The organism is Aquitalea sp. S1-19 (assembly GCF_024343515.1).
On sequence record NZ_RJTZ01000038.1, the window covers coordinates 1 to 26378 of the forward strand.

Genomic DNA, 26378 nt, shown 5'->3' on the forward strand with positions numbered 1-26378 from the left:
CTAGTACGAGAGGACCGGAGTGGACGAACCTCTGGTGTACCGGTTGTCACGCCAGTGGCATTGCCGGGTAGCTAAGTTCGGAAGAGATAAGCGCTGAAAGCATCTAAGCGCGAAACTCGCCTGAAGATGAGACTTCCCTGAGGACTTGATCCTCCTGAAGAGTCGTTCGAGACCAGGACGTTGATAGGTCGGGTGTGGAAGTGCTGTGAGGCATGAAGCTAACCGATACTAATTGCTCGTGAGGCTTGATCCTATCATTTGAGTGGCTTTGCTAAGATAAGCAGAGTTGCGAAGCAATACTTCTACCAAGGCATCCAGAGAAAGAAGTGGTCTGGGTGTTTAATTTCGGTTTCTACAATTTGACAAGTTAATGTCTGGTGGCCATAGCGAGGTGGTCCCACGCCTTCCCATCCCGAACAGGACCGTGAAACACCTTAGCGCCGATGATAGTGTGGCATTCGCCATGTGAAAGTAGGACACCGCCAGACGCCCCATTAGAAAACCCCCGACCTTGAATCAAGGTCGGGGGTTTTTGCGTTTACGAATAGAGAAAAAGACGGTAAATAAAACGTAAGTATCCAGTCGTCCCGTAATCCCAAAATAGAAATAGGCGTCCTTGGTTTTTTCCCTGGTCGATGAGTCGCCCAGATTTGCCTAAGGGGGGGACTGATTTATATTATTGTCATGTTTGCAAGGTAGATTGAGCATCCATTATCTCACCGAGTATTGTCGTGATCCCGCCTGCTGCATCATCCTGCCCTGAACTTGAAGCCGTAATCGCCGGCGGCGAGTTGTCTGTTTTGTTTCAGCCGATTTTCGGCCTGGCCGCCGGCAAGCTGCTCGGCTACGAGGCGTTGGTGCGCGGCCCGCGTGGCAGCCTGCTGGAGTTACCGCTGGAGTTGTTTGCGCGCGCTGCGCATTACGGGCGGTTGGCCGAACTGGATGCGCGTTGCCGTGACGTGGTCTTTGCCGGCTTTGCCGCACTGGAGCTGGACGCCACCCTGTTCCTCAATATGACGCCGGACGGATTGATGGCGTGGAGTACGGATGCCGGTGCCTCGGTGACCTTACTGCAGCAGTTGGGGCTGTCTCCGGCGAGCGTGGTGGTCGAGCTAACCGAGTTCAAACCGTCGACCGGTTACCAGGAGCTGAAAGCCGCGGTCGAGCGCTTGCGCGCGCATGGCTTCCGGCTGGCGCTGGACGATATGGGGGAGGGGTTTTCCAACCTGCGCCTGTGGTCTGAGCTGCGGCCGGAATACGTCAAGCTGGACAAGCATTTCGCCTACCGCCTGCAGCAGGAGCCGTTCAAGGAGCAGGTGGTGCGCAGCGTGGTCGAGCTGGCACGCGCTTCGCGTGCACAACTGATCGCCGAGGGGATAGAAACCCTACAGGAAATGCGTATCCTGCAGCAGCTTGGCGTCAGTTATGGTCAGGGCTATTTGCTGGGCCGTCCGCAAAGTTCGCCGCACCGGGCACCGATTGAGGCGGCGGCGATCTTTTCGGCGAACAGCGGGCCGGCCTTGCCGGTTAACGGCCGCCTGACAGCACGCGAGTTGTGCATAGGAATACGGGCACTGGCGCCGGAGGAGCCGAATGAAACCGCCTACCAGCGTTTTGCCGCCGACCCCGAGCTGTTCGCCATCCCGGTGGTCGAGCAGGGTGAGACGATCGGCATTCTGCGCCGCCACGCCCTGCTCGAGAGTTTTGCCCGGCCGTTTAACCGCGAGCTGTTCGGCAAGAAGCCGTGCGTGACCATGGCCGACCGGGAGCCTATGTGTGTCGATGCGGCGCTGGATCTTCATCAGCTGTCGGCACAAGTCGCGGTCAGCGGCCGCAATACGCTGATCGATGGCTTCGTGGTGACCGAGCGCGGCCGTTATCTGGGCATGGCGACCGGCTTCGACCTGATCCGCAAGATTACCGAACTGCAGATCAACGAGGCGCGTTATGCCAACCCACTGACAGGGCTGCCCGGCAATGTGCCGATCAGCGAGACGCTGGCGCTCAAGCTGCAGACGGTGCGTGATTTTGTCGTCGCCTACGCAGATCTGGATAACTTCAAGCCGTTCAACGACCTGTACGGTTACAGTGCCGGTGACCGTATCATTTGCCTAGTGGCGCGGCTGTTGCTCGAGGCGTCGGACGCGAGTCAGGATTTTGTCGGTCATGTCGGCGGCGACGACTTCGTGGTAGTGATGGAAAGTCCGGACGGGCATGCCAGGCTAGAGCGACTGCTGCCGCAATTCGAGCGCGAAGTGCGTCACTGCTTTGCTGAAGAGCATGTCGCGCAGGGGGGCTACGAGGTAGTGGGCAGAGGAGGGGACACGGCCTTTTTACCGCTGACTTCGCTATCGGTCGGCGTGGTCAACTGCTACACCGGACGCTTTGCCAGCTATGACGAGGTGGCGCAGGCCGCCGCACTGGTCAAGAAGAAGGCGAAGCAGGTGGCCGGTAGCAGCTTGGTGGTTGATCAGCCGCTACATGCGCTGCGCTCTCCTGAGGTCTGTGCCGGCTAAGACAGGGTAATCGTAGCTTGGGGTAAAACTTTACACAAAATCCGTAGCAAAAATAAAAAAAGCCCTGTAGAAACAGGGCTTTGAATAAATAACCTTACATTTGTTGTCGCAGGTGTATTTTAAAATGGTTATGCGGAACAAAAAATGTAAATAGTGCATGTAATGCAACTATTGCATAACATGCATCAAATACTACAACAAAAAATGTCCACAACTCTCGATATTGAATTGTTTTATTTACATTTCTCTGCTTTGTTTAGGTAAGCCAAGCCAAGCCGTTCAGCACCCATTCTTTATCGTGTCGCCCATCCTTGACATAGATTTAGCCAATGTTTTTATTTTTAAAGGGTGCTGTCTCTCAGCGCACGGCCAGCCATAGCCTCCTTGCAAACCTCTTGGGTGTCTGTACCCGACCCATAGCGGAAGCATTACACAATGAAAGGCACATGCTCAGTTACTTAAAAGTCGATATGGACCAATGCCGTCGGCTGGAGCCTTTATTGGTATTTTCACCAACTGTTAAATGGGAGCGGTGAGACTTTGACGTCGACATCGACTAGTCCGCTCGCCTCTAACAACATTGCGATAGACCTCTGACAGCGCCTTTGATTTGGATTTGGGCCTATTATGACCTCACGTAGGGCCGGCTTTGTCGCATCAGAAAGGAGTTCGAGTTCGACATACGGAGCTAGGTAAGAAGAACTAGCGCGAAACTTCACCTGCTCCTGGGGCTCATTTGCCACAATGCGCCACTCCGACTCTTCATGAAACCCTTCGTTCTTGAAGAGTGGTGCAATTTCTGCAATTGCTGCACACAACCACTGAACGGCTGCGTCTGCCTGTAGCTTTTCAGGGCCTTCAGACGTCTGCAATCGATAGTCAATCTCTGCGTCTACCTGGCCTTTTGAATCGAAGCTATCGTACTCTTCTCTTGATAGGCGCGGCTTTGGAAACTTCTCGAAGCATTCTCTTACTAAGGCTTCGACACTCTGTAATTGGTCTTGGTGCTGGTAGATGCATTTCTCAAGCCTGTATCCCCTAGCGTCACAGAAATTTTTGAGCTGAGGAACAGCGAACCCTAAACAAATGCCAGCACCCGAAGGGCAGTAACCGCGCCATTGGCTAAGTAAGTCAGCTTTTTCGCTGAAGGACGCAACATAGAGGCTGTCCGCAGAAACGGTCTCAAGACCATGCCGAACCGCCCACCCAAAGGCGGCGAGGTAGTCATCCTCCATAAAGATTCCGCCTGCAACGTGCTTAGCATACGACAATCCATGAAGAAACTCGCTCGCATCATTTAGAAACGTAGCATGAGTGGCCCATATACTGCGACTCCCTAGAATTCCGAGGATGCCGTTTAAGCTCGTATAGTGATAAAGAGTATCCATTACCTGTAGCCAATGTTTGAAATAACTTTCTAGCGTTAACTTTTTCGCTTGATTGATTTGTCAGCAAGTTCGTAGAGAACTGGATTAGTGAGATTTTCAGAGTGCCAGTGCGCGCGTAAACACTCAAAAGCCAAATCAAGAAGCTCTTTGCTGGCACTTTCAGAAATTTGCTCTTGTGGAAGCAAGAAATATTTATCGCGAACGTCGACATAAGTCGCAAGATTTTTCAGTTCAAATGATTTATCAACTTTTTGTTGAGCGGCATCTAACCACCTTAAATCAGTTTCTCGTAATAAATCGAGGTCCAGACCAAATGTGTAATAGTGCTGGTTTTGTGATGCAATTTTTTCGGTGTGGCTATAGAAGCGTTTTTTTAATTTTTTCCAATCAACGGGTTCCCCTGTTGTAAGCTTTCCTATTGCTCCAACGATAATTGGAATTTTTCCCAACTCTTCAAAGCAAAAATGCGCCAGTAAATATGCTCTGCTAAACATTTTATGTTCGTGCAGCAAAATTGCTTCTTTATGAAGATTTTCTGCATTGTTAAATATGGATAATCGAAGCGAATGTAACTCAGTGATAGAGAGGGCGTTCATGCTGGCTCATTTGATTTCGACACAACTTGGCATCATAAAATTAATTCATCAAGTATCGGATATTTCTTTATGCCCGACACGTTGTAGATAAAACGGAATCCCCGCTTCTGGTAGACTGCCGCCAGTTACCCACATCATGCTCAAAATGTGTCCGTAGTTGCAACCACCGGCTACTCCCGAAACAATCCGGTGCGTGAAGCAAGAGCTAATTCTACGAAAGGTCAGGTCTCATTGCGATGAGCTCATCCGCAAGTTCAGGACGTCCAAGACGTCTTACACCACGCGAAAAATAGTTCAGAAAATTTGTTTTGCTAAGCACATGCTGGACTTTTCCAATTAAGTCGGAAGCCACTTGATATTCCTTCTTTGTAGTGGCGAAATGTGCTTCGTAAAACTCAGGAAAAATATTGTCGCGACCAAGATAATAAATGGTTTCCACATCTGCAAGGTCGTCGATACTTAAGGTAGTCGTCAATTCGCTTGCAACAGGTCTCGAACTTGGGCTCGCCATCATTATCTCTCTGAGTTCCGAACTGCGCACAATTCTACAGCCAGACTCTCCCTCTGGTCGCGGGGGATGTAATTTCGCCCAGCCGCTTACAAAAAATTTTGCGTGTTTATCTGACAAACAATTCAACTCGAAGGTTTGGCCAAGATAAGCTCCGAACTCTCTACTTCTAATGATGTCGTCATATGCCTCTTGAAATGGCCTATTTCCAAAACTGAATCGAAGCTTCACACGCTCCTTAGCTTCCAAAAAATCAGGCGAGCCCAACGTAGGGTATGGCGCCATTTCAGATGCAATGAACTTTAAGTCACTGCGTGAACAACTCTTCGTGAATGTACCAGTCCGGCTTTCCTCACAGAAATCTTGCACTCTAGATTTAATCTTACGAAGAACATCGCCGAGTTCAGCTAAGGAAGAGCGTATGACTTCGAAGTTCGCCAAAGGTCGTTCACTCAAGCTGGCAATGCCCGACTTGTCCTTAGCGAACCGCAGTTGCTGGCCATCATTATCAATAGCCGACAAGCTTGAAACATATGGGCTCAAGCTTTCGAGGAGCGAGCGCATTTCCCAATCACCAAGATTTTCTCTCTGTAACTCAGTTAGGTAATCGGAGATGTTGTGGTTGGTTTTTTTCAAACTATATAAATTCTCAGCATGAAGTCGCGCAACGACAAATTTCAAAGTCAGCTCAATTGCATGACGGGCATTGTAGAGAATCGGTAATACTAACGTATCTCGAGAAATGTATAGTTTTTGCTCTACGACAGAATTGGCCAGCAATGTTGCCGCTTCCATGTAGCCATCAATATAATTTTCTTCGTGGCCTTGTGGGCCAATGCAAGCGTTCCATTCCGAATCTTCACTCCATCGAAAGAATGGGTCGTCAGCTAAATGTTCAAATGGCTTCATTTTTATATCCATCTCAAAATATTACAAAAGCGAATACGCCAGTAACATTTTTGCATCGATTTTGATAAATGTACTTATCATTTCCTAAAATAGTTACTGCGGCATACTATCGTCGTCATTATTTTTCTGAGCAGCCGCTACCTTGGTCACTCTTTCGGAGATGGTACTGTTTTCGCATGTGGCCTAACTCGCTTGCAATTGTACTGATTTTCAGAGAAGTGTCCGCTTTCGGACAGAAGACCGAGGTTTGATGGAGAAATTTAGACCAGAGCCTCAGTCCAAGCTAATCCGTGAGTTGGCTCAGGATGGCGTGTCTCATCAATTGGCCGCTCATATTCCAGGCGCATGCACTCTAAGGATGCAAGGAGACGACGTGCGCCCTTTGTCGCAGGCCCGTTCCCTCTTGCACGATGATAAAGATGTTGCCTTAGGGCATTACACGCCTTCGGGGATACCTCGAGCTGGTTCTCCCCCGTTGCGACCTTCAGAGAAAACATACTCATAAGCAACCGGTAGGCCGGCATGTCCGTGTTATTCGCACGCCCAGCATCCGCCGCTGCCAAGCCAAACTCCATTCGTATCTCTTCAGTAGCACCCACTGCTGACAGCACTTCCGACACCAAAGCATCTGCGAGAGGTGACGCATTGCTTCGACATGCATCCATCAACAGCGACAGGTGTTCTGGTACGTCCTGGACCAGTCTTGCTACATTGGATGCAATATTCTCGACAGGCCACTCATTCCTGCACCAGGAAAACAGTTTTCCATCCGCAACCAGATTGGCAAACTCTGCAAAATGCTCAGAGGTGAGTGATGAAGTTAGGGCATAAACGAACTGCTCAGGAAGGCGAGCTTTTGCTGAAAGTTCTGCCTCTAGCATCAACAAGGATGACCATGTATGTTCGTACTTCATATCGCCAAGGGTTCGAATGATATCTGATGAGTGTGCGAACCGTTGCCACTGGCTGAGATAATGCTCGAGCGGCGCACTCAAGAGCGTCAATGGCTTCACGACGAACATAAACTGACACAATTGTGCAAGCACGTGGTTTCTCGATTGGTCAAGCCAAGTAGGGCTCGACTCGCGCAGGTAGAGCGCCTCGAGTTCTCGGACCACGTTTGCATCTGAGAGACACCATCCCTGCCGAGTGAGGCCTCTTAGTACATCAACGAAACCAAACACACCGAGTAGCCCACTGCCAAGGGCGCGGGTGACCGGCGCAATGCACTCGGGGCTACTAAGATTGGCGATGACCCTGGTAAGGCGAGCTAGCTGATATTCGGCCTGCTTGGCGTTCCATGCAGGGTTGTGCTCTCTTTCGAGAAGTTGTCGGTCGAGTTCATAATCAAGGACTTTGGATAGCTCCCGAGCTGCGTCATCCACTACCGACTGATACTCCACGGACGGTTGTCGAAAGGCGCATCCTGCCTCATTCCGGAGCCTCCCATCCTCGATGTCAGTGCTGATATTGCTGAATAGCGACTTTCGCTTGCTGCTCCATGACAGGCAAGCGATGCGTCCGATAGCTTCAGGCACTACCTCCATTGCACAAGGATGGGACATATGCTGCAGAACGCTTGGCAGCGCATCTATTCCCCACTTCGCGAGCGCAGCAACCACATAGTTGCCCAGCATGGGGTTGCTTGGTCGTGGTCCTTCTTGATTCTTAAGCCACTCCGCTAGAAGAGCTTGATAAGCAGTCCAAGCCTCAAGATGTCGGTGTAGAGCCTCAAGTAGCAGCGGCTCAAACTCTGCTGGTGCTACGTGGCTTGCGATGCTTGCGAGAAGCGTGAAGAGACGGTCCTGAGGATTCCGCGACTGTTCCTCCTTGCCACCTAAAACAGCGAACAGTTGCCGGAACTCGTCAGGTGTCGGCAACCATAGATTCTCACTAGAGTGCCTTTCCTCATCTCGAGATACACGGCGCAAGAGAACTTCTACGAGTTCCACCGATTCTTCGTACGTCGCCTCGCCGCCTCGTACCATGACGACGCTGAGCAGGTTGTCGCCAGGCGCATGGGCAAGAAGGGACCTAATCATCCTCCCCCGGTCATGCTCGGCATCTGTGAGCTTGGCGCGTCCTTCCTCGCAGTAGCGCAACCAAGCGGCAACGCTTCTCTCTGTCTGGCACCTGTTTGCCAGGGGCCCGACAACCTCTGCACTTAGCATCCTTGTGCTGCCCGCCTCGAGGACCTGCCATACATGCTCGAAAGCCACCTCCCGCTCGTGAGGAGGTGCGTCGCGTAATACCTCACCGACCCACTCGGGCGTACCTCTGGGCCCAGTACATAACTCGACAGCAAGAGCACGCAAACGGTCAGGAACGTATTTTTGTGCAATGGCCAAGAGCGACTCTGGGCTTCCACGTTCTGCTTCGCTTGTTAGCTTGGCAAGGACAAGGTCTATCGCCGCAGGTCCAAATTCGTCGGGGAGCTCAAGTGCAAGCTGCAAGCGTGTGACATCCGAAATATCACTCGCTCCAATTACTCGAAGTTGCTTATGAATTTCGTGACCTTCAACATCCTGCTCAAGTGCGTAAACGATGACGTTTATTAAATCGCGACTAGCTTGCACCTCAAGTGGCGCAGCGAGCCATGCATCGACCACTGCTGGCGATGCTGGGTAGTTCGAAAACAACGCGGAAATAGCTGCTGCCCGAACATCCGAGACGCTATCAGTGCGGGCGACCTCGACAAGAAAGTCGTAATTGTCTGGATTGGCCGCAATCTCGTGCACCAGTTCAGAGCGTCGAGCCGAATGCCATCCATTGATGCGCTCTGCAGGTTGTGGACCAAGCTGAACTATCGATACTGGAGAACCATTGAGCCTATGCGTATGAAATCTGGTTTGTTGGTCATCACTCTCAAGTAGAGACCATAGATTTTCTGAGAACACGGGAAAGCGTGACATAATCTGGCAGGCCGTGCCGAGGTCCTGCACCTCCCTGAGCGGTGACTTGCATAATTCGTTAATTCGTGATACCAACTGGTGATAGAGGGCGGGTTCATCGGCCTCTCTAAACGTACTCCAGCCTGCTAAGTCGCTCGCGTAGGAGAGGTCGACTGCTGCAGCTGCACGGACTAGCCTGACCCGGGAGGCGACAGCGTCAACAGTAGGGTCCCTGAGCTTTTCGGCCACGAGCGCGACAGAGTCTTTCCAGGCTGGCTCATTGACCGCATCATTGAGCAAGTCCACCAATTCTCCTTCTGTTTTGCAGATGCGAAGCAAACGTGATGCCGCAAAATATTCTTGAAACCTGTGATGGGCAAATCTCACCACATCGCCCTGGGTGTGTAAGACGTGTTGGCTGGAGAGGATGTCCAATATGGTCGCAGGTGCCGGAGTCGGACCTAGAATGTGCTGAGCGACCAAGTGGCTTGCAGCAATGCCTATGGAAGAGAGTGCGTCTGCTCTGGAAATGTTTGTCGCCCCACTCGCATTGAGCCTACAGGCGAGTTCTTCGAGATAGTGCTTTTGCATACTGAACAGGGGAGCTTCCGCCAATATAAGACTGCGTTGACTGTCCACTTCTAGGTCCGTGATAACTGCCCCAAGAAGGTCGTATAAAGTGGTCGAAGCCTCTGTTCCCACTCTGGCTTGTGCAATTAGCCCACGAAGGAGTAACGGACTCCTTGCAGCGTTACGCCGCCGGGAGTCCTTCGCCAAAACCTCAAGCAACGATTGCGCCGCTTTCTCGTTAAGCTCTGCACGAATGACTGCAGACAGGCCTTGCCAGGTGAGGCCGCGTACAGCTACTCGACGTGCGGTTGGTAGGTTCGCTGTGTCATGGGGCGTTCGTGATGCTACAACGACCGCCAAGTTGGGGGCGGAGGTTGTTAAAAGGTTGAAGTGGTTGTGGCAGTAAGACTTTCGGTCCGTAGGAATCTCGTTCCACCCGTTGACCAATAACACCAAGAAACCACCCTCTGCGAATCGAGCAAGCACTCCGGGAGATAAACCTAGGGCCTGTGCTTGCGGGTTGCCTGCTATGTAATCAAGTATTCCCACACCGGACTCAGCCCAAGTAGCTGCGTCGACGTACAGTGGGATACGTTGGCCTGCCTCGGGGGTATATCGCGAAGCCAGCTCAAGCAAGAGCGTCGTCTTACCAATGCCGCCATCACCAAATAGGACAACTTTGGCGCCAGCTTCGATGTCCTTGACGAGTTGCTCGGGGGCAATAGGGATGCCCCCTCGGTCTTCAGGAATGCTAGGAATTTCAAGCGTGAGTGGAGCGAGGAACGAAGGTATTTTCCAGATTGTTCGACCTGCCTTCTGCATCTGTGCCGAAAGGGTTTGTAGGCGAACAATGTCGGATTTGGTTGGAGACGTGCGCAGTTCTGGGTGCTGCAAGATGCGCATCCCAGCAGCTGTTCGCCTTACTAAGGCTTTATTGAGGATTTGCCGACTGTCCTCAGTTGCTTGAAGTTGCCCCAAAACAAGCGACACAACAAGTTCGAGAGGGCCTGATGCCAGCTTGCGAGTTTCGCCAGTGACTTGTTCGTATTGTTCGGCAAGGTCTTCAAATTCAGGCACGGCAAGCCTAGGGGTCTCTTCACCACGAGCAATCAGAACTTGAACGAACGGCTGTAGGAACTTGTCAGCTAATAGCCACTCGCGAAAGAAGTCCCCCTGCAACTCAAAGGGAAGATTTGCTGGGCTCGCGACGAGTTTTTTCAACTCATCCTTGATGATGTACTCAAGCGTACCCTCTTTAGACAGGTCTTGGCCCTGCATTGCCCTGTCTCTCGCACGTCTCCTGGCTATTTTGCCCTTGATTTCCGACCATGCGGGGGATAGCAGCCTCCCAGCGAATGTCTTAGCGAGCCCTAGAAACTCTACTCCCATCATCTGCAGCCTTGTCTCATATAGTGTTGGTATTCTGACTGTTGTGATTCCCCAATTGCTAGAGTTTTTGTCTCATTACTTGGTCCATCTACTCTAGGTTCTGAAGACTATTCTGCCGTGATATCAAACGGAAAACTCTGTCCCGAAGATGCTGGCATTTCAATTGCGAATTTTGCATCAGCAATAGGGCTCCATGCGGACATCAATTGTGGCTCGATTTTCACGCCTAGCCTTGCGGACCTACCTACCCGGCAACTAGCTAGCACGTGAGCTACTGGAGGATATGTCAGGGGTTCGAATTTGTCCCTTGGGTTGGCTAACCTTGCGACTTATTGCGTATTTCCCGCTTCAACTGTGTCTGGTCCCGGTCAACTCTTGGTAAAGGCTGGCTAAGGTAATCGGCATCCAGGCCACGATTGCTAGCGTTATATGCCCAAATAACAAACTGTTCCAATAGACGCTCATTTTCGAGTTTCAGCCTGGTGTTTTCTGCTTCGAGTTTGTGAAAGCGGTCCATGAATGCTTTTGCATCAGTCGCATTAAGTCCTGAATTGAGCGGCTTCTGAGGTCGAGACACTCCCGATAAGCGTGCTTTTGTTAATTGAAACGCCAGCTTGATGCGCACATGTTGGTTTAATGCTTGCCGGGTGTAACGCATCCGGGTTCTAGTTTCGGTAGCGTCAATAAGCAACTCCCACGTTAGCTTCTCGGTCCAACCATCCAGAATTCCAACAATTGCCTCAATCTCTGAGTCGCCAAGGTTTTTGGACCTTTGTCTTTGACGTTTAACCATTAAATTTCTCCACTTCGGCGAGCAAGTTCCTCATGTCCGACAATGGCAGAGCAGAAGTTGAATCTCGCAAAGAGTCATTGCCGCTTCGTACTTGTTCTGCTTGGTCTATTCGGGATGTGAGCGGTATGTTTGAAAGTTGAATGACAGCGCCGTCAGGTACATCCGGATTATCTAAAATGGCGCAAAGCTGAGTAAGCCGTTCAACTGTATTACGATGATGCTCTACCCAGCGATTAGCTCCAAAGTAGCCATCACCAAGTGCTTTATGCGCAGCCGCTAAGCTTTCTTGCGCTGTGGCGAGTTCTGCATGAATTCGCTCAGAACGTGTCTTATCCCCTTTGATGCACACCTGCTCAATACAGTTAATGCAGTCGGCATGAAGCTGACAGGGAGACATGGTGTAATCATGAATACAGACCCCGAATTCTGTCGTATGTGCCGTAGGTACTTTCAATCGTGCAAATTCATCACGGTGAATAATAACCTGCTTAGGTAATTCTGCTAATGGGCCAAACATCAGGCGGTCATCACCCAGTGAATCTCGGATTTTGGCAACCAATTCTTTTGCTGAAACGTGGTCATAGGCACTGTTTTGTTGAATGTCTTTGCGTCCAGACCATTTGGCAATGTCCAGTTGGCTCATTCCACCAGCCTGAGCTAAGGTATTCAGGTAGTGGCGGAATTGATGAGTTGTTACTGTAATAGGGCTGCCATCTGGCTCGGTTAGTCCAAATTTGCTGAATATCGATACAAATCCATGCTCCACTCGGCCCCCAAGTCCAGTATGGACCTGGTTTATTGTCAACGTCTCTAGCAAGCTATTGAATGTGGATTTTTTTTGTTAGAGCGCATTCATCCTAAAGGAAAAAAGAGCATCACTAAATTTTAATCCGAGCTCCCGATTGAGAAATGGGAAGCCCTCAGGTAATTTGGAAAGTAATGCTGCCTCCAAATCAGTAAACTTTATTCGGCAACAACCTTTCGAATCTTTGTTCGTAGAAATACCATTGGCTTTGCACCACCCAAGAGCGCCTCCATGCCCCTTTGCTCCGTCAAAGAGGATTGAACATACCTCTGCTGTAGTTAAATACTCTTTATGCCGGAGCCCTTTAATTTCATAGGGCAAATAGATTTCTGAAGGATGCTTTTCGTACCAAGCGGCGATACTCCGGGCCTCCGTCGTAATCCCTCGAATTCGGCTAATTGCTTCTTTTACAACCTCGACCATCGATGGCACGACCCACTTGACCATCGGGTCTGCTCCTTTAGCCGGCCACCATCTTAGGCCATAAGCTATATCACCATCTCTTTTCTTCTGATTGACTTCGCAGTCGGCAGGTAAGAGCAATACTTCATTAATTCGGTCAGGAGTAGAACAAAGTATGGCTGCAACTGAAGAGTAGATTACGTCTTCAGGTTCAATCGGCATCCGAAATGCTTTAGGAATGGCTTCAAGTGCAGCAGCTGATGGCATTTTCTTGGCACGTCGCTCATCAAACTCTTTCCCCACTCGGGTAGCATCGTTAGGTCTCCGAATTGGATTTTTCCATTGAATGGGAATTGTTGTGAGTCGATTCCTGGCAATGAAATCTGACATCAGCTCAAGCTGCCCTGCAATACGATATGCGTTGCCAGCTGAAAAGTTCTCTTTAATCAATTGAGCGGCACGATTAAATGCGGCAGCATCCATACGGGAGGTTAAAGATTTTTCCGTGTGACATTCATTAATTGCAGCGTCTAGCGCGCGCAGTGCTGCAACTCGTCCGGCTATGATTTTCGTAGGCCGCATACCCTGCATGTAACGGACAAAAGCTTTTGCAAATGAGGCAAAGGGCTCAGCCATAGGGTTAGGGTTATTTGAATTTGCTGTAGCCATGCTTGAAAAAGTTATACGAGTGCGTTGCCGCCCCTTGCCTTTAAGTTGCAAAGCGTCAGTCACATCCCACGTAACATCGTCAAACCTTAGGTCTGCTCCAAAAATAGTAAGCTGGTTCTTGCACATTGCAATAAACCCTCTCAGATTCTCCTCAGCATCAAGCTCAGCTTTGGGGGTGAAAAGAATAATGTCAGCCATGTATTATCCCCTTCCTTCATATTTAGCTGACTGACATCGCAGAACAACCTCCGCCACTGCGAGAATTGTTCTGTCGTTGATAGCTGCAATTCGCTTGTCCGTCACCATTACTTTACGTTCTCGCTCTTCTAGTAGATGACTTAAAACAGCTTCGTGAGGGCCATCTGCCCAAGCCTGAAAACTGGAACATGTGTAGCACGAAATAGGCGCCATAAAGCCGCAAAATCCATGACTGCCGCAGCTACCCATGGTGGAGCAGCTTTTGTCTATCCGAGGGTCAAAAATGCGGCTAGAGGGGTCGTTCCCTCGTATGGCTTCAGACTCATTTGAGATGATTTTTCCGGCAAAGGCTTGAGCGAGTGGAGCCAAAGTTATGGCAACAGCGCGGTCTATACGTTCGATGATTTCAGGGGTCGATTGTACGTATACGCCCGCGTTTTGCGTATCGCTATGGTCAAGCAGTTCAGCGATAATCAGTTCGCCGTGACCTTCTTGGGCGGCCCGAGTGCCAAGGGTTCGGCGAAATCGCGTGGGGGTTATATGAATGAGGTCCCCTGTTCGCTCCGAAAAAACCTCTAGTTTCTCCAGTACCGACTTGAACCTATCCGATAGCGAAGTAGATGTTTGGTGGAACTCCATTCCTTCAGGTTGATTTTGGTTGCGAGACTTAGGAAATAATGGCGCTTGGTTTGGGTCTTTTAGCTGCCCTTCGAATAAAGCTTTTATTTTCAGGGCATACTCATAAAGTAGCTTTCCAACCTGCGGGGTGATTAAGCGTTCTTTGAATTCCAGCCTTGGGACTTTTCGCTGCTTCACACGAGGAACTCGGAGTATATAAAGATATGAGCCGTCTTTGAGTGTCGGAGCAATGACATCACAGACTTTTAGCAAGGAAAACTGTGACGGCCTCGACCCTAAAAGCATAAATAACCAAGCTAATAGGTAATCTTTCTCTTGTATCGATTTCTGTTCATATGCTTCGTTTAGTGCTGCCTGAATCGCTTCCAACTCAATATCAGAGAAAGCGCCGTAGTATGGGTCCACAGTTAAAATGGCGACTCCCTTGGCATTTCCTTTGATTTTTAGCTCGTTTATAAGTTTGATGGCGTCAGTAGTAACACCTGGATAGCTAAGTGCATTCCATTTTTTTAAGAAGCCAGCCAATGCGCCTAGATACCATTTTTGGCCAGCGGGCTGTGCCGTATAATAATTTAGAAGGTCTACGCTCGTTATTGCGCTAATAGGCTCCTGGCTCTCTTTGGTGAGGTATCGGAACATATGCATAGCACGACTAAACATGTTTTCTAGATGCTTTAGCGATTTGTTTTCTGCGTACCAAAGCAAGGTTTTCTTAAATCCGCCAATGAACGCAGGGGTAGATATCAGATGTAACCGAGAAAAGTTTAATGAGGCTACCAAGTGTCCTTCTTGAATTGCCCATATTTCTAGATTAGGGTCAAATATAGCTCCGCCACGGGTTTGGGTGCTTTGTAGTTTTTTATCCTGAACTTTAAGCAAACTGTTCATTACTCTTTGTCCTTTTTAATCATTTCGGCCTGCATCATCAATGACACTTCATTTGCTTTTTTTCGTATATGTCTTCGAGTGTAATTAACTGCTGTGCCAGAAGTTTCTGACCATCCCATTAAATATGACCTCATCTTCTGCTCATCTGCACAGGGGGTTTTGTTTCGGTCCATGACTGCAGAAAAATTGTCATTCCAGGTATGCCGCAAAACGTGCGGTGATAAGTCAGTCGGCAAGTCAGTTATATTAGAACGAAGATACGCAAAGCACTTGTTCATTGCACTAAGGGACATCGGGTTTCCCGTTTTGTCGGCGACAAAAAGATACTCGTGCTTCTTGGCTCCACTCAAATGACGACGAGCATTAAGTACATAGTCATGAGTTAGCCGACAAAGGTCAGGGGGGATTGCCAATATCCGGTCTTTTGTTTTAACCGAAGGCTGTTCTGGTCTAGGGTCCTCTGGGGCATCCGCACGCCGAATGATGAAGATTGTTTCTTCTCGAAAGTTGATGTCTGAAATTTTGATATTCAACAACTCACCTCGGCGCAAGCCAAAGGCATATAGCCAACGAACGATTAATTCATTCCGCTGCTTTATGAATTGCCCCTTCCAGGGATTTTCAGAAGAGTGTCTGGTTGTCACGGTCAATAAGCGGGCAGCTATTTCTGACGTTAGCCCTTGACGAACATCGATAGTATTTCTACTGCCGCTTTCTGGAATTCTTGCTTTTAAGGCAGCAATTACAATCTGATGATTGGTTTTGAGAGTAGAAAAAGAAGGGCTTCCAGCAGGGAACTTCAATAACTGAGTTTGTAGCAACCAGGATAAGTAATCTGTAATAACACGCAGCCGAGTGCCTGTGGTTTGGGGAGCTACAGTTTTAAGCGGGGATTTAACAATCTGTTTTCTGAAACGTTCTGCAGAATTAGCTCGAATTATTTGAGTGAGCGTCTTAGGTTTCGAAGGGCAAGTTATAGCGTCAATTTGTAGCCTACAGAGGCTTGCTAGTGCCTCAATCTCTGAAAGGTCAAGAATTCTGCCATCTCTGATTCGTTCATCAAGGTTTATGCCTCGCTGTTCAAGAAAAATCAGGAACAACATGATGCATCTTAGGCTTTGTTCAATGCTATTAGATGCAAGGTTACGTGCCCTAATTGTGAAACTGCATAAATTGTGGGTGTAAAAAGTGGCGTACCCACCCTTGTATCCAAGAGAACAGGAAGGCGCTCTCCGGAGTGCAGAACTAAGGTACGTACGAGGTAAGGGTTTGCCATTGTTTACACTTTTGCATGGTGAACATTAATGTAAAGTATAGGCAAGCAGGTAGAGAAATGTAAATAAAGAAAAAACCCCTCCAAAACAAGGGAGGGGTCATAGTTGTTTACATAATAATCCGTGTTCCGGGCTAAAACGGAATGTCGTCTTCCAGATCATTTACCGGTGGCTGCGGACGCGTAGGCTCCGGGCGGCGTTGTGCTGGGGCTGCTGGCGGAGCCGATGGTGCGCTTTGACGCGGAGCGCTGTAGCCATCGTCCATCATGGCACCTTCGTCGCGCTTGCCGCCTTGCAGGCTAAGCTCGTTCACGCGTACATCGGGGGACAGGCGTTTGTTGCCATCTTTGTCCGTCCACTCACGCAGTGTCAGCTGACCGTAGACGGTGACTTGCTGGCCCTTGGCCAGAAAGCGTTGCAGAGACTCGCCACGCTTGCCCCATACTTGGCAGCTGAACCAGTTGGTTGTTTTGCGTTCGCCAAAACCGATGTCGCTGGCTACGCGAAAGCTCAGAACCGGCTCGCCGCTTCCTGTGTATTTCAGTTCGGCATCGGCTGCCAGGCGGCCGTCAAAACTAATGCTGTTCATGTCTGTCTCCGTTCTATTCATTTGGCTGCCGGCATATTGCCGGATCAGACCTTGTCCTTAGGCTAGCTTGGTCAGCCTCTATTCGGTTGCCTGAATTAATTGCTGTACTGCTGCTTCGTCCCAGCCTTGTTGTGCAACCTTGAGGTAAGCAACGCGGTCGTCAAGCAATACCACAGCTTCGCGTACGCCGGCTTGTGCGGCAAGTTTTTGTGACAGCGCATGTGCATCTCCCTGCCAGTTGTCACCAATATGGAACATGATGGACTTGACCGGCAGTGGTGCCCGCATGCTGGCTGCCAAACCCAGCCAGCTTGCCATCAGTACGCTGGTGAGGCCGAACACGCCAGACGGACCCCAGTGTGTATAAAGCCAGCCGCCACCCGCCGCACCCACAAAGAGGCCGAAAGATTGAGCGGTATTATACACGCCTATGGCAGTGCCTTTGGCGTCTGCTGGGGCGATCTTGGAAATGATGGAGGGAAGCGTCGCCTCGAGAATATTGAAGGCAATAAAGTACAACACTAACCACAATACGATTTGCCAGAAGGTATCGAGTGCCGAGGCCATGCCCAGTTGCGCGACGGTCATCACCCCGACAGCTGCTACGAAGACCTGTTTCAGCCGGTGTTTCTTTTCCCCGTAAATGATGGCGGGGATCATCAGCAAAAAGCCCAGTATCACCACCGGAAGATAAACCTGCCAGTGGTGTGCCTTGTCGAGCTGGCCGGCTTGCGTCAGCGAAAACGGGATCACGACAAACATGGCCATCTGCGCCGCGTGCAAGGCAAAGATGCCGAAGTTGAGCCGTGCCAGCTGCGGGTCTTGCAATACCGGCAGCAGGCGGCCGGGTTTGGCTTCGGTATCCGAATGAAAGCGCGAGACGACAGGGTCGGGGATGATCAGCCAGACGCCGGCCAAGGCCATCAGGGTCAGGATGCCGGTCAGGGCGAAAATGCCATTGACCCCTATCCAACTGGCTAGCAAGGGGCCGAGCACCAGGCTGACGGCAAAGGTCATTCCTATACTCATGCCTATCATGGCCATGGCACGGGTGCGGTGCTCTTCGCGGGTAAGGTCGGCCAATAATGCGGTAATGGCGGCAGAAATGGCACCGGCGCCCTGAATGATGCGACCCAGCGTCAACCAGACAATATCATCGGCCGCTGCGGCAACAAAGCTGCCGATGGCAAACAGCAGCAGACCGCCGTAAATGACTTTTTTGCGCCCGATACGGTCAGACAGCATCCCGAGCGGCAGTTGCAGCAGCGCCTGGACTAGCCCGTAACTGCCCAAGGCAATGCCTATGCTGGTCGGACTGGTGGCGCCTGGCAACTGGTGGGCGTACAGGGCAAAAACGGGAAGGACAAGAAACATGCCCAGCATGCGCAGGGCGTAGACGCCGGCCAATCCCAGGCTTGCGCGTAATTCCAGCGGATTCATGATTGCGGTAAGGTTCCGGATTAAAGTGGCGTGCTATGGTGCCTGAGGCGGCATTAGCTAGGGCCCGGCTCAATAAGTCGGGTATATTAACAGGTTACCCGATTCATTGTGAGTAAGGCATGGACTACATCCGCATCCGTGGGGCGCGCACCCATAATCTGAAGAACGTTGATCTGGATCTGCCGCGTCACAAGCTGATCGTGATTACCGGGCTGTCCGGTTCGGGCAAGAGTTCGCTGGCTTTCGATACGCTGTATGCCGAAGGCCAGCGCCGCTATGTCGAGTCCCTGTCTGCTTACGCCCGCCAGTTCCTGCAGCTGATGGAAAAGCCTGATGTCGACCTGATCGAGGGCTTAAGCCCGGCGATTTCCATCGAACAAAAAGCGACCAGTCATAATCCGCGCTCGACGGTAGGGACGGTGACCGAGATTCACGATTACTTGCGTCTTTTATATGCGCGGGTGGGGGAGCCGCACTGCCCGGATCATCATGTGCCCCTGGCTTCGCAAACGGTCAGCCAGATGGTGGATCATGTGCTGGCTTTGCCGGAAGAGACACGGGTGATGATACTGGCGCCGGTGATTATCGGCCGCAAGGGCGAGAATGCCGACCTGTTTGAAGAGTTGCGTGCGCAGGGCTTTGTGCGGGTGCGGGTAGATGGCGAGGTGTTCGAGCTGGATGCGGTACCCAAGCTGGAAAAAAACAAGAAGCACACGATCGAAGTGGTGATCGACCGGCTGAAAGTACGCGCTGATGCGCAGCAGCGTCTGGCCGAAAGTTTCGAGACCGCCTTGCGTCATGCCGAGGGGCGGGCGATTGCGGTGGAAATGGATGCGGACAAGGAGCATTGGTTCTCGGCCAAGTTTGCCTGTCCGGTGTGCTCCTACAGCTTGCCCGAGCTGGAGCCGAGGCTGTTCTCTTTCAATAACCCGATGGGGGCCTGTCCCAAGTGCGATGGCTTGGGTGAGATTACCTTTTTCGATCCCAAGCGGGTGGTTGCCCATCCCGATATCAGCCTGGCTGCCGGTGCAATAAAGGGCTGGGACAAGCGTAACCAGCTTTATTTCCAGATGCTGATGAGTCTGGCCGAGCATTATGGCTTTGCCATCGAACTGGCATTCGAAGACTTGCCAGCCAAGGTGCAGCATGTGGTGCTGTATGGCTCCGGGCACGACAATATCGCGTTTACCTACCGTTCGGAAAAAGGCACGTTGTTTAGTCGCGAGCACCCGTTCGAGGGCATTATCCCCAATCTGGAGCGGCGCTACCGCGAGACCGATTCGTCGGCGGTGCGCGAAGAGCTGGCCAAATACCAGAACAACCAGTGCTGTCCGTCCTGCCATGGCTCACGGCTGCGCATCGAGGCGCGCAATGTCTTTGTTGGCGGCAAGGCCTTATTCGACATTAATGCACTGGCCTTGAAAGATGCGGCAGCCTTTTTTGACGGGCTGCAGGTGACCGGACAGAAGCAGGCGGTGGCGGAAAAAATAGTCAAGGAGATCCGCGAACGGGTGTCTTTCCTGAATAACGTTGGTCTCGACTATTTGTGTCTGGCGCGTTCGGCCGATACCCTGTCCGGCGGCGAAGCACAGCGCATCCGTCTGGCCAGCCAGATTGGCTCCGGCCTGACCGGCGTGATGTATGTGCTGGATGAGCCGTCTATCGGCCTGCATCAGCGTGATAACGACCGGCTACTCGGCACCTTGATGCGTTTGCGTGATCTGGGCAATAGCGTGATCGTGGTCGAGCATGACGAAGATGCCATCCGTGCCGCTGACTATCTGGTCGATATGGGGCCGGGAGCCGGGGAGCATGGCGGCGAAGTGCTGGTCGCCGGCACGCCGGCCGAGGTGGCTGCTTGCGAAAAATCGGTCACCGGCGCTTTCCTGTCCGGCCGTCGCCGTATTCAGGCGGCAGAAGGCCATCGGCCGCTGGATCCGGAACGCATGTTGCAACTGGTCGGCGCCAGCGGTAACAATCTTAAGGATGTCACGCTGGATCTGCCGTTGGGGCTCTTAGTCTGCATCACCGGCGTTTCGGGCTCGGGCAAGAGTACGCTGATTAACGACACCCTGTACAAGATCGCCGCGCGCGACCTGAATCGCGCCTCGGAAGAGCCGTCGCCTTATCGCGAGATCAAGGGACTGGCGCTGCTGGACAAGGTGATCAATGTCGACCAGAGTCCGATCGGGCGCACGCCGCGCTCCAATCCGGCAACTTATACCGGCCTGTTTACCCCGATACGCGAGCTGTTTTCCGGTGTGCCGGTGTCGCGTGAACGCGGTTATGGGCCGGGACGCTTCAGTTTCAACGTCAAGGGCGGGCGCTGCGAGGCATGTCAGGGTGACGGCATGATCAAGGTCGAGATGCATTTCCTGCCGGACATCTATGTGCCGTGTGATGTCTGCCACGGCCAGCGTTATAACCGCGAGACGCTCGAAGTCTTGTACAAGGGCAAGAATATCCACGAAGTGCTGGGCATGACGGTCGAGCAGGCGCAGGACTTCTTTGCTGCAGTGCCTACCGTGGCACGCAAGCTGCAGACGCTGATGGATGTGGGTTTGGGTTATATCCGTCTAGGGCAATCGGCGACGACCTTGTCCGGTGGCGAGGCGCAAAGGGTGAAGCTGGGGCTGGAGTTGTCCAAACGCGATACCGGCCGCACCTTGTATATTCTGGACGAGCCCACCACCGGCCTGCATTTTCACGATATTGACCTTTTGCTCAAGGTTTTGCAGCGGCTGCGTGAAAACGGTAATACGGTCGTGGTGATCGAGCACAATCTGGATGTAATCAAGACGGCAGACTGGATTATCGATCTCGGGCCCGAGGGCGGTGCCGGGGGCGGTACCATTATTGCGCAGGGGACGCCGGAACAGGTGGCGGCTAATCCGGTCAGCCATACCGGGCGTTATCTGGCAGCCATGCAACAAAGCAAAAGCTGAGCCTGCGTGGCTGAAAAAAGACGCTAGAATAAATTCTAGGTAAATGGAATGGCCGACGGTATGCTTAAGTGACAGCGAGTCGGGCTTAGACCCGAGGCCTTATCCAATCAAAAGGGGATGACATGCTTAACCTGGGCAAAATTGACCATATTCATGTGCGGGTCGATGATATGGCACGCGCGCTGACCTGGTATCAGCGTGTGTTGGGCCTGGGGCCGGATGCGCGCATACGCAAGGCCAATGGCAGTACCATGCTGGCCAATACCTCGGGGTCGATACGTTTGGCGCTTACATTGCAAAGTGCACCGGCTTGCGCACCCGGCTCGGTGTCTTTTGTGGTGGGCGGGCAGGAGTTTTTGGAGTGGCTGGATCAGCTAGCCGGCGAGCGGGTTAAGGATAGGGCGGGTGAGACGGTGGCACGCGACTCGGTTGAAGATCATGCCAGCTATTTGTCGGTGGCCTTTGTCGATCCTTTCGGCAACCCGTATGAAATCATCAGCTATGACTACACCTGGCTTGCCGGAAAGCTCAAACTGGCCAGTCGCAGCATCGCGGGATGATAAATAAGGCATATTCAAAAAAGGGGGTACGCATTGCGTGCCCCCTTTTTTTATGGCTACATGATGATGCCGCCGCCCAGACAGATATCTCCATCGTACAGCACGGCAGACTGGCCCGGGGTTACCGCCCATTGTGCCTGGCTAAAGGCGAGGGTGGTCTGGCCGTCGATGACCGGGCTTAAGGCACAGGCCGCATCCGCCATGCGGTAACGGGTTTTGGCCTGATAGTCTCCGGCCTCGGGCGCGCCATCCAGCGTCCATGACAGGTCAGCCATGGTCAGCGTTTTCTTTAGCAGCAGCGGGTGGTCATGACCCTGCACCACGATCAGCCTGTTGGCCGGGATATCCTTGCCGGCGACAAACCACGGCTCGCCATTGCTGTCTTTGGATCCGCCGATATTCAGACCCTTGCGCTGGCCCAGCGTGTAATACATCAGCCCTTCGTGTTCGCCAACGCGCTTGCCGTCCGGCGTCACCATCTCGCCGGGACTAGTCGGTAAATAGCGCTTGAGAAACTCGCGGAACGGCCGGTCGCCGATAAAGCAGATGCCGGTCGAGTCTTTTTTAGCCGCGGTGGGCAGACCCGCCTGTTCGGCCAGACGGCGTACTTCGCTTTTACGGATATCGCCCAGCGGGAATAATGCCTTGGCCAATTGCGATTGTTGCAGACGATAAAGGAAGTAGCTCTGGTCCTTGGTTTCGTCCACGCCCTTCATCAGGTAGTGACGGCCATCGCGCTCCAGCTTGCGCGCATAATGGCCGGTGGCGATGCAGTCGGCACCCAGTTCCATCGCGTAGTCGAGGAAGGCCTTGAACTTGATTTCGGCATTGCACAACACGTCCGGGTTGGGCGTGCGTCCGGCCGAATATTCCTTGAGGAAGTACGAGAACACCCGGTCCTTGTATTCCTTGGCAAAGTTGACGATTTCCATGTCGATGCCGACGATGTCGGCGACGCTCATCGCGTCCAGCGCATCTTGTTTGATCGAGCAGAACTCGTCGTCGTTGTCGTCTTCCCAGTTTTGCATGAAGACGCCGATGACCTCATGCCCTTGCTGCTTGAGCAGCCAGGCTGTCACCGATGAATCCACGCCGCCGGACATGCCGACGACGATACGTTTTTTTCCCGTCACGGGTGGTAACCCTTCTTCCATAGTTGATACGGCACAATGACCGGCTCATGCCCGAAATCGAAAAACCAGCTGTCGACGACCCAGTTGCTGTCGTCGGCGGTTTCGATAATCTGGCTGGCGTAGTGTAGATCGATAATCCAGGGGGCGCGCCAGACAGTGTCGGCGACCCGGTGGTGCTGCAGCAAGCCTTGCCGGGCAAGGTAATGCAGAAAGGTGGTGTCATTCTGGCTGTGATCAACACAGTCCATGCGCCCGTCTGCCGTGCCGTCGGCCAGATTGCCACCCTTGTCGCTCGCGATGGGGGCATGCTGTGCCGCCTCACGATAGAGGCGCTGCACGGCCAAGCGGATTGCCACCCGTTCTTCCGGTGCGCTGGCGACTTGTTTGAACAGTGCCGCGACTTCATCGCGTGTGTCGGCAGCCGGAAAAAATGAAGCACTCTTGCTGCAGCCGTAATGATAACAAATAGTTAGCGCCTCGGCCTGTGTCTTGCCTGCGCAGGCATACAGCAGGCTACTGATAAGCAAAAGGAGCATGCGCCACGGCTTGGCAGCGGCAGGGTGGATGGCGTGTGGTGTTTGCAATGGCCGGCGTCCTTGCCAGTGGTAGAATCGAGAGATTCTACTTGCGGAGTCAGGCATGCGTCCCACTATCTTGGTTACCGGTTCCAGCGGACAACTGGGTTTTGAACTGCTGCGCGCGCTGGCACCATTGGGTAAAGTCCATGCGCCGGTGCGCGCCGAGTTTGATCTGGCCCGGCCCGAGCGTATGCAGGCATGGCTGGATCGGGTGCGTCCCGACATTATCGTCAATGCCGCCGCCTATACCGCAGTCGATCTGGCTGAATCCAAGCAGGCACTGGCTTTTGCCCTCAATGCCGCCGCGCCCGAGCTGATGGCACGCTGGGCAGGGGCACATGGGGCGCTGATGGTGCAGTATTCCACTGATTATGTGTTTGATGGCAGCAAGAGTGGCCGCTATGTGGAAACCGATGTGCCCGGCACCCGCATGATTTACGGTGCCTGCAAGCTGGCGGGCGAACAGGCCGTGCTTGCGCATGCACCGCGTTCGCTGGTGTTGCGCGTGGGCTGGCTATTCAGTGCTTTTGGCAATAACTTTCTGCACACCATTTTGCGCCTGGCACTGGAGCGTACCTCGCTCAGTATTGTCGCCGACCAGATCGGCACGCCGACCTCAACCCAGCTGGTTGCCGATGTAACGGCACATATGCTGTCAGCCTGCTTGTCCGGCAAGCTCTCCGAGCCATGGGGGATTTACCATGTATCGGCATCCGGCGAAGCGAGCTGGCACGAGTATGCGCGCCATATCGTGCATGAACTGACGCTGGACGGAGTTAAGCTGGCCTGCGCTGAGGCCGATGTGCGGGCGATTGGCAGTAGCGAATGGCCGACACCGGCCACTCGGCCAGCCAATTCGCGACTCGATTGCAGCAAGCTCGTGCAAAACTTCGGCTTGAACTTGCCGCACTGGCACGAGGGCGTTTCGTATGCACTGGCGCAATTGCTGCGTTCGGGTGCCCTGCGTAATACGCGCTGGACCCAAGGTTCGCGACGCACGCTCTGAGCGTTACGGCAAAGTTTGTAGCAGCGCTAGCGGGTAGCGTGCGCCTTGACGCCAGTCGTGGATGCAACGCATCACCAGCGGACTACGCAGTTGCGTTTCCCGCGCCATGATTTCGGTGAGCGTCAGCCAGTGCGCCGCGATAATGCCGTCGTCCAGCGGTGAGTCATCCGGTGTGGCTGTGACGGTACCGAAGAAGGCGAAGCGCAGATAGGTCGGCTCGCCGGGCGCGAGGTAGATACCGACCAGCCCTTGCGGAGTAAAGCGGTAGCCGGTTTCCTCCTTCACTTCGCGGCAAACGGCCTGCAGCAGGCTTTCTTTCGCTTCCAGATGTCCGGCCGGCTGGTTGTAGCGCACGCCTTGCGTGGTTTGCTCTTCGACCAGCAAAAACCGGCCGTCGCGTTCGATAATGGCGGCAACTGTGGTATTGGGTTTGAAGCGTTCGGTCATGGTTTCTCCAGAGTGCGCTGTGCCTGCTTAAAATGCAGGGATGCTTTCGTGAAAGCCTGTCATGTATGTCTGTTTATGTTTCCCGACGACCGAGCGCCAGATCCGTCAGGCAGTACTCAATGGTGCGCGCCGCTTGCGGGACATTCGTCCGGTTGCCACGCAGTGCGGCAAATGCGGGCGCTGTGCCCATGCCTTGCTTAAACAGGCCAGCAAGGCCTTGCTGCCTGTGCCGCTCAATCCGCCTTGTGAACGCGATCAGCCTTGCCATAATGCCCTGAACACCGCATTTATCCGGGAGGCGTGTGATGCAAGGCGACAAGAAGGTGATCGAGTTCCTCAATAAGGCGCTCAGGAATGAACTGACGGCCATTAACCAGTACTTCCTGCATGCTCGCATGTACCGCAATTGGGGGCTTAAGCGTCTGGACGAGCATGAGTATCATGAGTCCATCGACGAGATGAAGCATGCCGACCGTTTGATTGAGCGTATCCTGTTTCTGGAGGGCTTGCCCAATTTGCAGGATCTGGGGCGTTTGTATATTGGCGAGCATCCCGAGGAAATGATCGCCTGTGATCTCAAGCTGGAGATGGAGGCGATTCCGCTCTTGCGTGATGCTATCCAGTATTGCGAAAGCGTGCGCGACTATGTGACGCGCGAATTGCTAGACGATATTCTCGCCGCCGAAGAGGAGCATGTGGACTGGCTGGAGACGCAGCAGGATCTGATTGCCCGCGTCGGAGTACACAACTACCTGCAAAGCCAGATGGGCACCTGAAGAGCCCAGATAATAAAAAGCCGGCGCGAGCCAGCTTTTTATTGGCTTGTGCGCGCTTACAAAGCTGCGCTCGCGTCCGTGGGGAGTGGATCTTCTTTCTCTTCCCATGGCAGGGCTACTTTTTGCTGGTTGATCTTCAGGATGCCTCCCTGAAAGTCCAGCTTGGTGGAAACCTGCTTGCCATCGAACTTGATCAGCTTCTTGTCTGCCCATTCGGCCAATTGGGCATCCAGCAGACTCTTGGCCAGATCATCGATTTCGGCCATGTCCGGCTGGTCTTCTGCGCTGGCGTCAACGGTGAACAGAGTGCGTGCCTGTGCGACCACCATGGTTTCCAGTGCCGGTTTGGGCAGTGAGACATCGGCGTCGACAATAAAGCGGCTGATAAAGGTCAGCGGTGACTTAAGGTCGGTTTCCTGGAAGCCCTTGATCGCCATGGAGCCGGTCAGCGAGCTCATGCCGCTAGGCA

General features: G+C 52.6%; 21 protein-coding genes and 2 rRNA genes. 8 read left to right on the top strand and 15 right to left on the bottom strand.

Annotated features, from left to right (window positions below; all coding sequences use genetic code 11):
• The 3 genes from EGI20_RS07670 to EGI20_RS07680 all read left to right on the top strand — a co-directional run.
• Nucleotides 1-253, top strand: a 23S ribosomal RNA gene (locus EGI20_RS07670); the annotation flags it as partial.
• A 120-nt stretch (nucleotides 254-373) separates the two neighbouring features.
• Nucleotides 374-488, top strand: a 5S ribosomal RNA gene (gene rrf, locus EGI20_RS07675).
• 243 nt (nucleotides 489-731) lie between these two features.
• Nucleotides 732-2516 carry a GGDEF domain-containing protein gene (locus EGI20_RS07680; protein WP_498630980.1) on the top strand — a complete coding sequence of 595 codons (1785 nt, stop codon included), beginning with the start codon at nucleotides 732-734 and terminating at the stop codon, nucleotides 2514-2516.
• Nucleotides 2517-3025: 509 nt separating this feature from the next.
• Here the strand turns inward: EGI20_RS07680 and EGI20_RS07685 are convergent.
• From EGI20_RS07685 to EGI20_RS07735, 11 genes are all read right to left on the bottom strand, one after another.
• On the bottom strand, nucleotides 3026-3904 hold the full coding sequence (locus EGI20_RS07685; protein WP_498630981.1) for a DUF2971 domain-containing protein: 879 nt from the start codon (nucleotides 3902-3904) through the stop codon (nucleotides 3026-3028).
• Nucleotides 3905-3939: 35 nt separating this feature from the next.
• Nucleotides 3940-4500, bottom strand: coding sequence for an AbiV family abortive infection protein (locus EGI20_RS07690; protein WP_498630982.1), 561 nt, complete (start codon nucleotides 4498-4500; stop codon nucleotides 3940-3942).
• 211 nt (nucleotides 4501-4711) lie between these two features.
• Nucleotides 4712-5917: a hypothetical protein gene (locus EGI20_RS07695; RefSeq protein WP_498630983.1), complete on the bottom strand. Its 1206-nt coding sequence runs from the start codon at nucleotides 5915-5917 to the stop codon at nucleotides 4712-4714.
• Between the two features lie 260 nt (nucleotides 5918-6177).
• On the bottom strand, nucleotides 6178-10656 hold the full coding sequence (locus tag EGI20_RS07700; RefSeq protein ID WP_498630984.1) for an NACHT domain-containing protein: 4479 nt from the start codon (nucleotides 10654-10656) through the stop codon (nucleotides 6178-6180).
• A gap of 427 nt (nucleotides 10657-11083) precedes the next feature.
• Nucleotides 11084-11560 carry a hypothetical protein gene (locus EGI20_RS07705; RefSeq protein WP_498630985.1) on the bottom strand — a complete coding sequence of 159 codons (477 nt, stop codon included), beginning with the start codon at nucleotides 11558-11560 and terminating at the stop codon, nucleotides 11084-11086.
• On the bottom strand, nucleotides 11553-12203 hold the full coding sequence (locus tag EGI20_RS07710) for a hypothetical protein (protein WP_498630986.1): 651 nt from the start codon (nucleotides 12201-12203) through the stop codon (nucleotides 11553-11555). The genes EGI20_RS07705 and EGI20_RS07710 overlap by 8 nt, the downstream gene beginning before the upstream one ends.
• A 198-nt stretch (nucleotides 12204-12401) precedes the next feature.
• Nucleotides 12402-13634 (bottom strand): hypothetical protein, encoded by a 1233-nt coding sequence (locus EGI20_RS07715; RefSeq protein ID WP_498630987.1) that lies wholly within the window; start codon nucleotides 13632-13634, stop codon nucleotides 12402-12404.
• A gap of 3 nt (nucleotides 13635-13637) precedes the next feature.
• Nucleotides 13638-15161 (bottom strand): site-specific integrase, encoded by a 1524-nt coding sequence (locus EGI20_RS07720; protein ID WP_498630988.1) that lies wholly within the window; start codon nucleotides 15159-15161, stop codon nucleotides 13638-13640.
• Entirely contained in the window at nucleotides 15161-16264 is a 1104-nt protein-coding gene (locus EGI20_RS07725) for a tyrosine-type recombinase/integrase (protein WP_498630989.1), read from the bottom strand. Before EGI20_RS07725 ends, EGI20_RS07720 begins: the two co-directional genes overlap by 1 nt.
• A gap of 304 nt (nucleotides 16265-16568) precedes the next feature.
• Nucleotides 16569-17024 carry a single-stranded DNA-binding protein gene (locus EGI20_RS07730; protein WP_498630990.1) on the bottom strand — a complete coding sequence of 152 codons (456 nt, stop codon included), beginning with the start codon at nucleotides 17022-17024 and terminating at the stop codon, nucleotides 16569-16571.
• Between the two features lie 78 nt (nucleotides 17025-17102).
• Nucleotides 17103-18464 (bottom strand): MFS transporter, encoded by a 1362-nt coding sequence (locus EGI20_RS07735; RefSeq protein ID WP_160798226.1) that lies wholly within the window; start codon nucleotides 18462-18464, stop codon nucleotides 17103-17105.
• A 119-nt stretch (nucleotides 18465-18583) separates the two neighbouring features.
• Here EGI20_RS07735 and uvrA point away from each other — a divergent pair, with 119 nt between their 5' ends.
• Together uvrA and EGI20_RS07745 are read left to right on the top strand one after the other, a co-directional pair.
• Nucleotides 18584-21409, top strand: a complete 2826-nt coding sequence (gene uvrA, locus EGI20_RS07740; protein WP_498630991.1) for an excinuclease ABC subunit UvrA — start codon at nucleotides 18584-18586, stop codon at nucleotides 21407-21409.
• Nucleotides 21410-21531: 122 nt separating this feature from the next.
• A complete protein-coding gene (locus tag EGI20_RS07745) occupies nucleotides 21532-21969 on the top strand; it encodes a VOC family protein (protein WP_498630992.1) in 438 nt (145 codons plus the stop codon).
• A gap of 56 nt (nucleotides 21970-22025) precedes the next feature.
• On the opposite strand, the gene mnmA is transcribed toward EGI20_RS07745, so the two are convergent.
• The gene (gene mnmA, locus EGI20_RS07750) at nucleotides 22026-23102 is read right to left on the bottom strand and encodes a tRNA 2-thiouridine(34) synthase MnmA (protein WP_498630993.1); all 1077 of its coding nucleotides are present in this window, start codon (nucleotides 23100-23102) and stop codon (nucleotides 22026-22028) included.
• On the bottom strand, nucleotides 23099-23638 hold the full coding sequence (locus EGI20_RS07755; protein WP_498630994.1) for a hypothetical protein: 540 nt from the start codon (nucleotides 23636-23638) through the stop codon (nucleotides 23099-23101). The genes mnmA and EGI20_RS07755 overlap by 4 nt, the downstream gene beginning before the upstream one ends.
• A 103-nt stretch (nucleotides 23639-23741) precedes the next feature.
• Here EGI20_RS07755 and rfbD point away from each other — a divergent pair, with 103 nt between their 5' ends.
• Nucleotides 23742-24686, top strand: coding sequence for a dTDP-4-dehydrorhamnose reductase (gene rfbD / locus EGI20_RS07760; RefSeq protein ID WP_498630995.1), 945 nt, complete (start codon nucleotides 23742-23744; stop codon nucleotides 24684-24686).
• 3 nt (nucleotides 24687-24689) lie between these two features.
• Here rfbD and EGI20_RS07765 read toward each other — a convergent pair whose 3' ends face one another.
• Complete coding sequence (locus EGI20_RS07765; protein ID WP_498630996.1) at nucleotides 24690-25133, bottom strand: NUDIX hydrolase; 444 nt, start codon at nucleotides 25131-25133, stop codon at nucleotides 24690-24692.
• 61 nt (nucleotides 25134-25194) lie between these two features.
• Between EGI20_RS07765 and EGI20_RS07770 the strand changes: the two genes are divergently transcribed.
• Together EGI20_RS07770 and bfr are read left to right on the top strand one after the other, a co-directional pair.
• Nucleotides 25195-25476 carry a (2Fe-2S)-binding protein gene (locus EGI20_RS07770; RefSeq protein WP_498630997.1) on the top strand — a complete coding sequence of 94 codons (282 nt, stop codon included), beginning with the start codon at nucleotides 25195-25197 and terminating at the stop codon, nucleotides 25474-25476.
• Nucleotides 25439-25909, top strand: coding sequence for a bacterioferritin (gene bfr, locus EGI20_RS07775; protein ID WP_498630998.1), 471 nt, complete (start codon nucleotides 25439-25441; stop codon nucleotides 25907-25909). Before EGI20_RS07770 ends, bfr begins: the two co-directional genes overlap by 38 nt.
• A gap of 56 nt (nucleotides 25910-25965) precedes the next feature.
• Here the strand turns inward: bfr and EGI20_RS07780 are convergent.
• A partial coding sequence (locus tag EGI20_RS07780; protein WP_498630999.1) for a DUF945 family protein occupies nucleotides 25966-26378 on the bottom strand: 413 nt, incomplete at its 5' end.

What these genes read in the sequence shown, in the direction of transcription:
- EGI20_RS07685 (WP_498630981.1), bottom strand. Translation starts at nt 3,904, where the DNA reads ATGGATACTCTTTATCACTATACGAGCTTAAACGGCATCCTCGGAATT.
- EGI20_RS07690 (WP_498630982.1), bottom strand. Translation starts at nt 4,500, where the DNA reads ATGAACGCCCTCTCTATCACTGAGTTACATTCGCTTCGATTATCCATA.
- EGI20_RS07695 (WP_498630983.1), bottom strand. Translation starts at nt 5,917, where the DNA reads ATGAAGCCATTTGAACATTTAGCTGACGACCCATTCTTTCGATGGAGT.
- EGI20_RS07700 (WP_498630984.1), bottom strand. Translation starts at nt 10,656, where the DNA reads ATGCAGGGCCAAGACCTGTCTAAAGAGGGTACGCTTGAGTACATCATC.
- EGI20_RS07705 (WP_498630985.1), bottom strand. Translation starts at nt 11,560, where the DNA reads ATGGTTAAACGTCAAAGACAAAGGTCCAAAAACCTTGGCGACTCAGAG.
- EGI20_RS07710 (WP_498630986.1), bottom strand. Translation starts at nt 12,203, where the DNA reads ATGAGCCAACTGGACATTGCCAAATGGTCTGGACGCAAAGACATTCAA.
- EGI20_RS07715 (WP_498630987.1), bottom strand. Translation starts at nt 13,634, where the DNA reads ATGGCTGACATTATTCTTTTCACCCCCAAAGCTGAGCTTGATGCTGAG.
- EGI20_RS07720 (WP_498630988.1), bottom strand. Translation starts at nt 15,161, where the DNA reads ATGAACAGTTTGCTTAAAGTTCAGGATAAAAAACTACAAAGCACCCAA.
- EGI20_RS07725 (WP_498630989.1), bottom strand. Translation starts at nt 16,264, where the DNA reads ATGTTGTTCCTGATTTTTCTTGAACAGCGAGGCATAAACCTTGATGAA.
- EGI20_RS07730 (WP_498630990.1), bottom strand. Translation starts at nt 17,024, where the DNA reads ATGAACAGCATTAGTTTTGACGGCCGCCTGGCAGCCGATGCCGAACTG.
- EGI20_RS07735 (WP_160798226.1), bottom strand. Translation starts at nt 18,464, where the DNA reads ATGAATCCGCTGGAATTACGCGCAAGCCTGGGATTGGCCGGCGTCTAC.
- uvrA (WP_498630991.1), top strand. Translation starts at nt 18,584, where the DNA reads ATGGACTACATCCGCATCCGTGGGGCGCGCACCCATAATCTGAAGAAC.
- EGI20_RS07745 (WP_498630992.1), top strand. Translation starts at nt 21,532, where the DNA reads ATGCTTAACCTGGGCAAAATTGACCATATTCATGTGCGGGTCGATGAT.
- EGI20_RS07755 (WP_498630994.1), bottom strand. Translation starts at nt 23,638, where the DNA reads ATGCTCCTTTTGCTTATCAGTAGCCTGCTGTATGCCTGCGCAGGCAAG.
- rfbD (WP_498630995.1), top strand. Translation starts at nt 23,742, where the DNA reads ATGCGTCCCACTATCTTGGTTACCGGTTCCAGCGGACAACTGGGTTTT.
- EGI20_RS07765 (WP_498630996.1), bottom strand. Translation starts at nt 25,133, where the DNA reads ATGACCGAACGCTTCAAACCCAATACCACAGTTGCCGCCATTATCGAA.
- EGI20_RS07770 (WP_498630997.1), top strand. Translation starts at nt 25,195, where the DNA reads ATGTATGTCTGTTTATGTTTCCCGACGACCGAGCGCCAGATCCGTCAG.
- bfr (WP_498630998.1), top strand. Translation starts at nt 25,439, where the DNA reads ATGCAAGGCGACAAGAAGGTGATCGAGTTCCTCAATAAGGCGCTCAGG.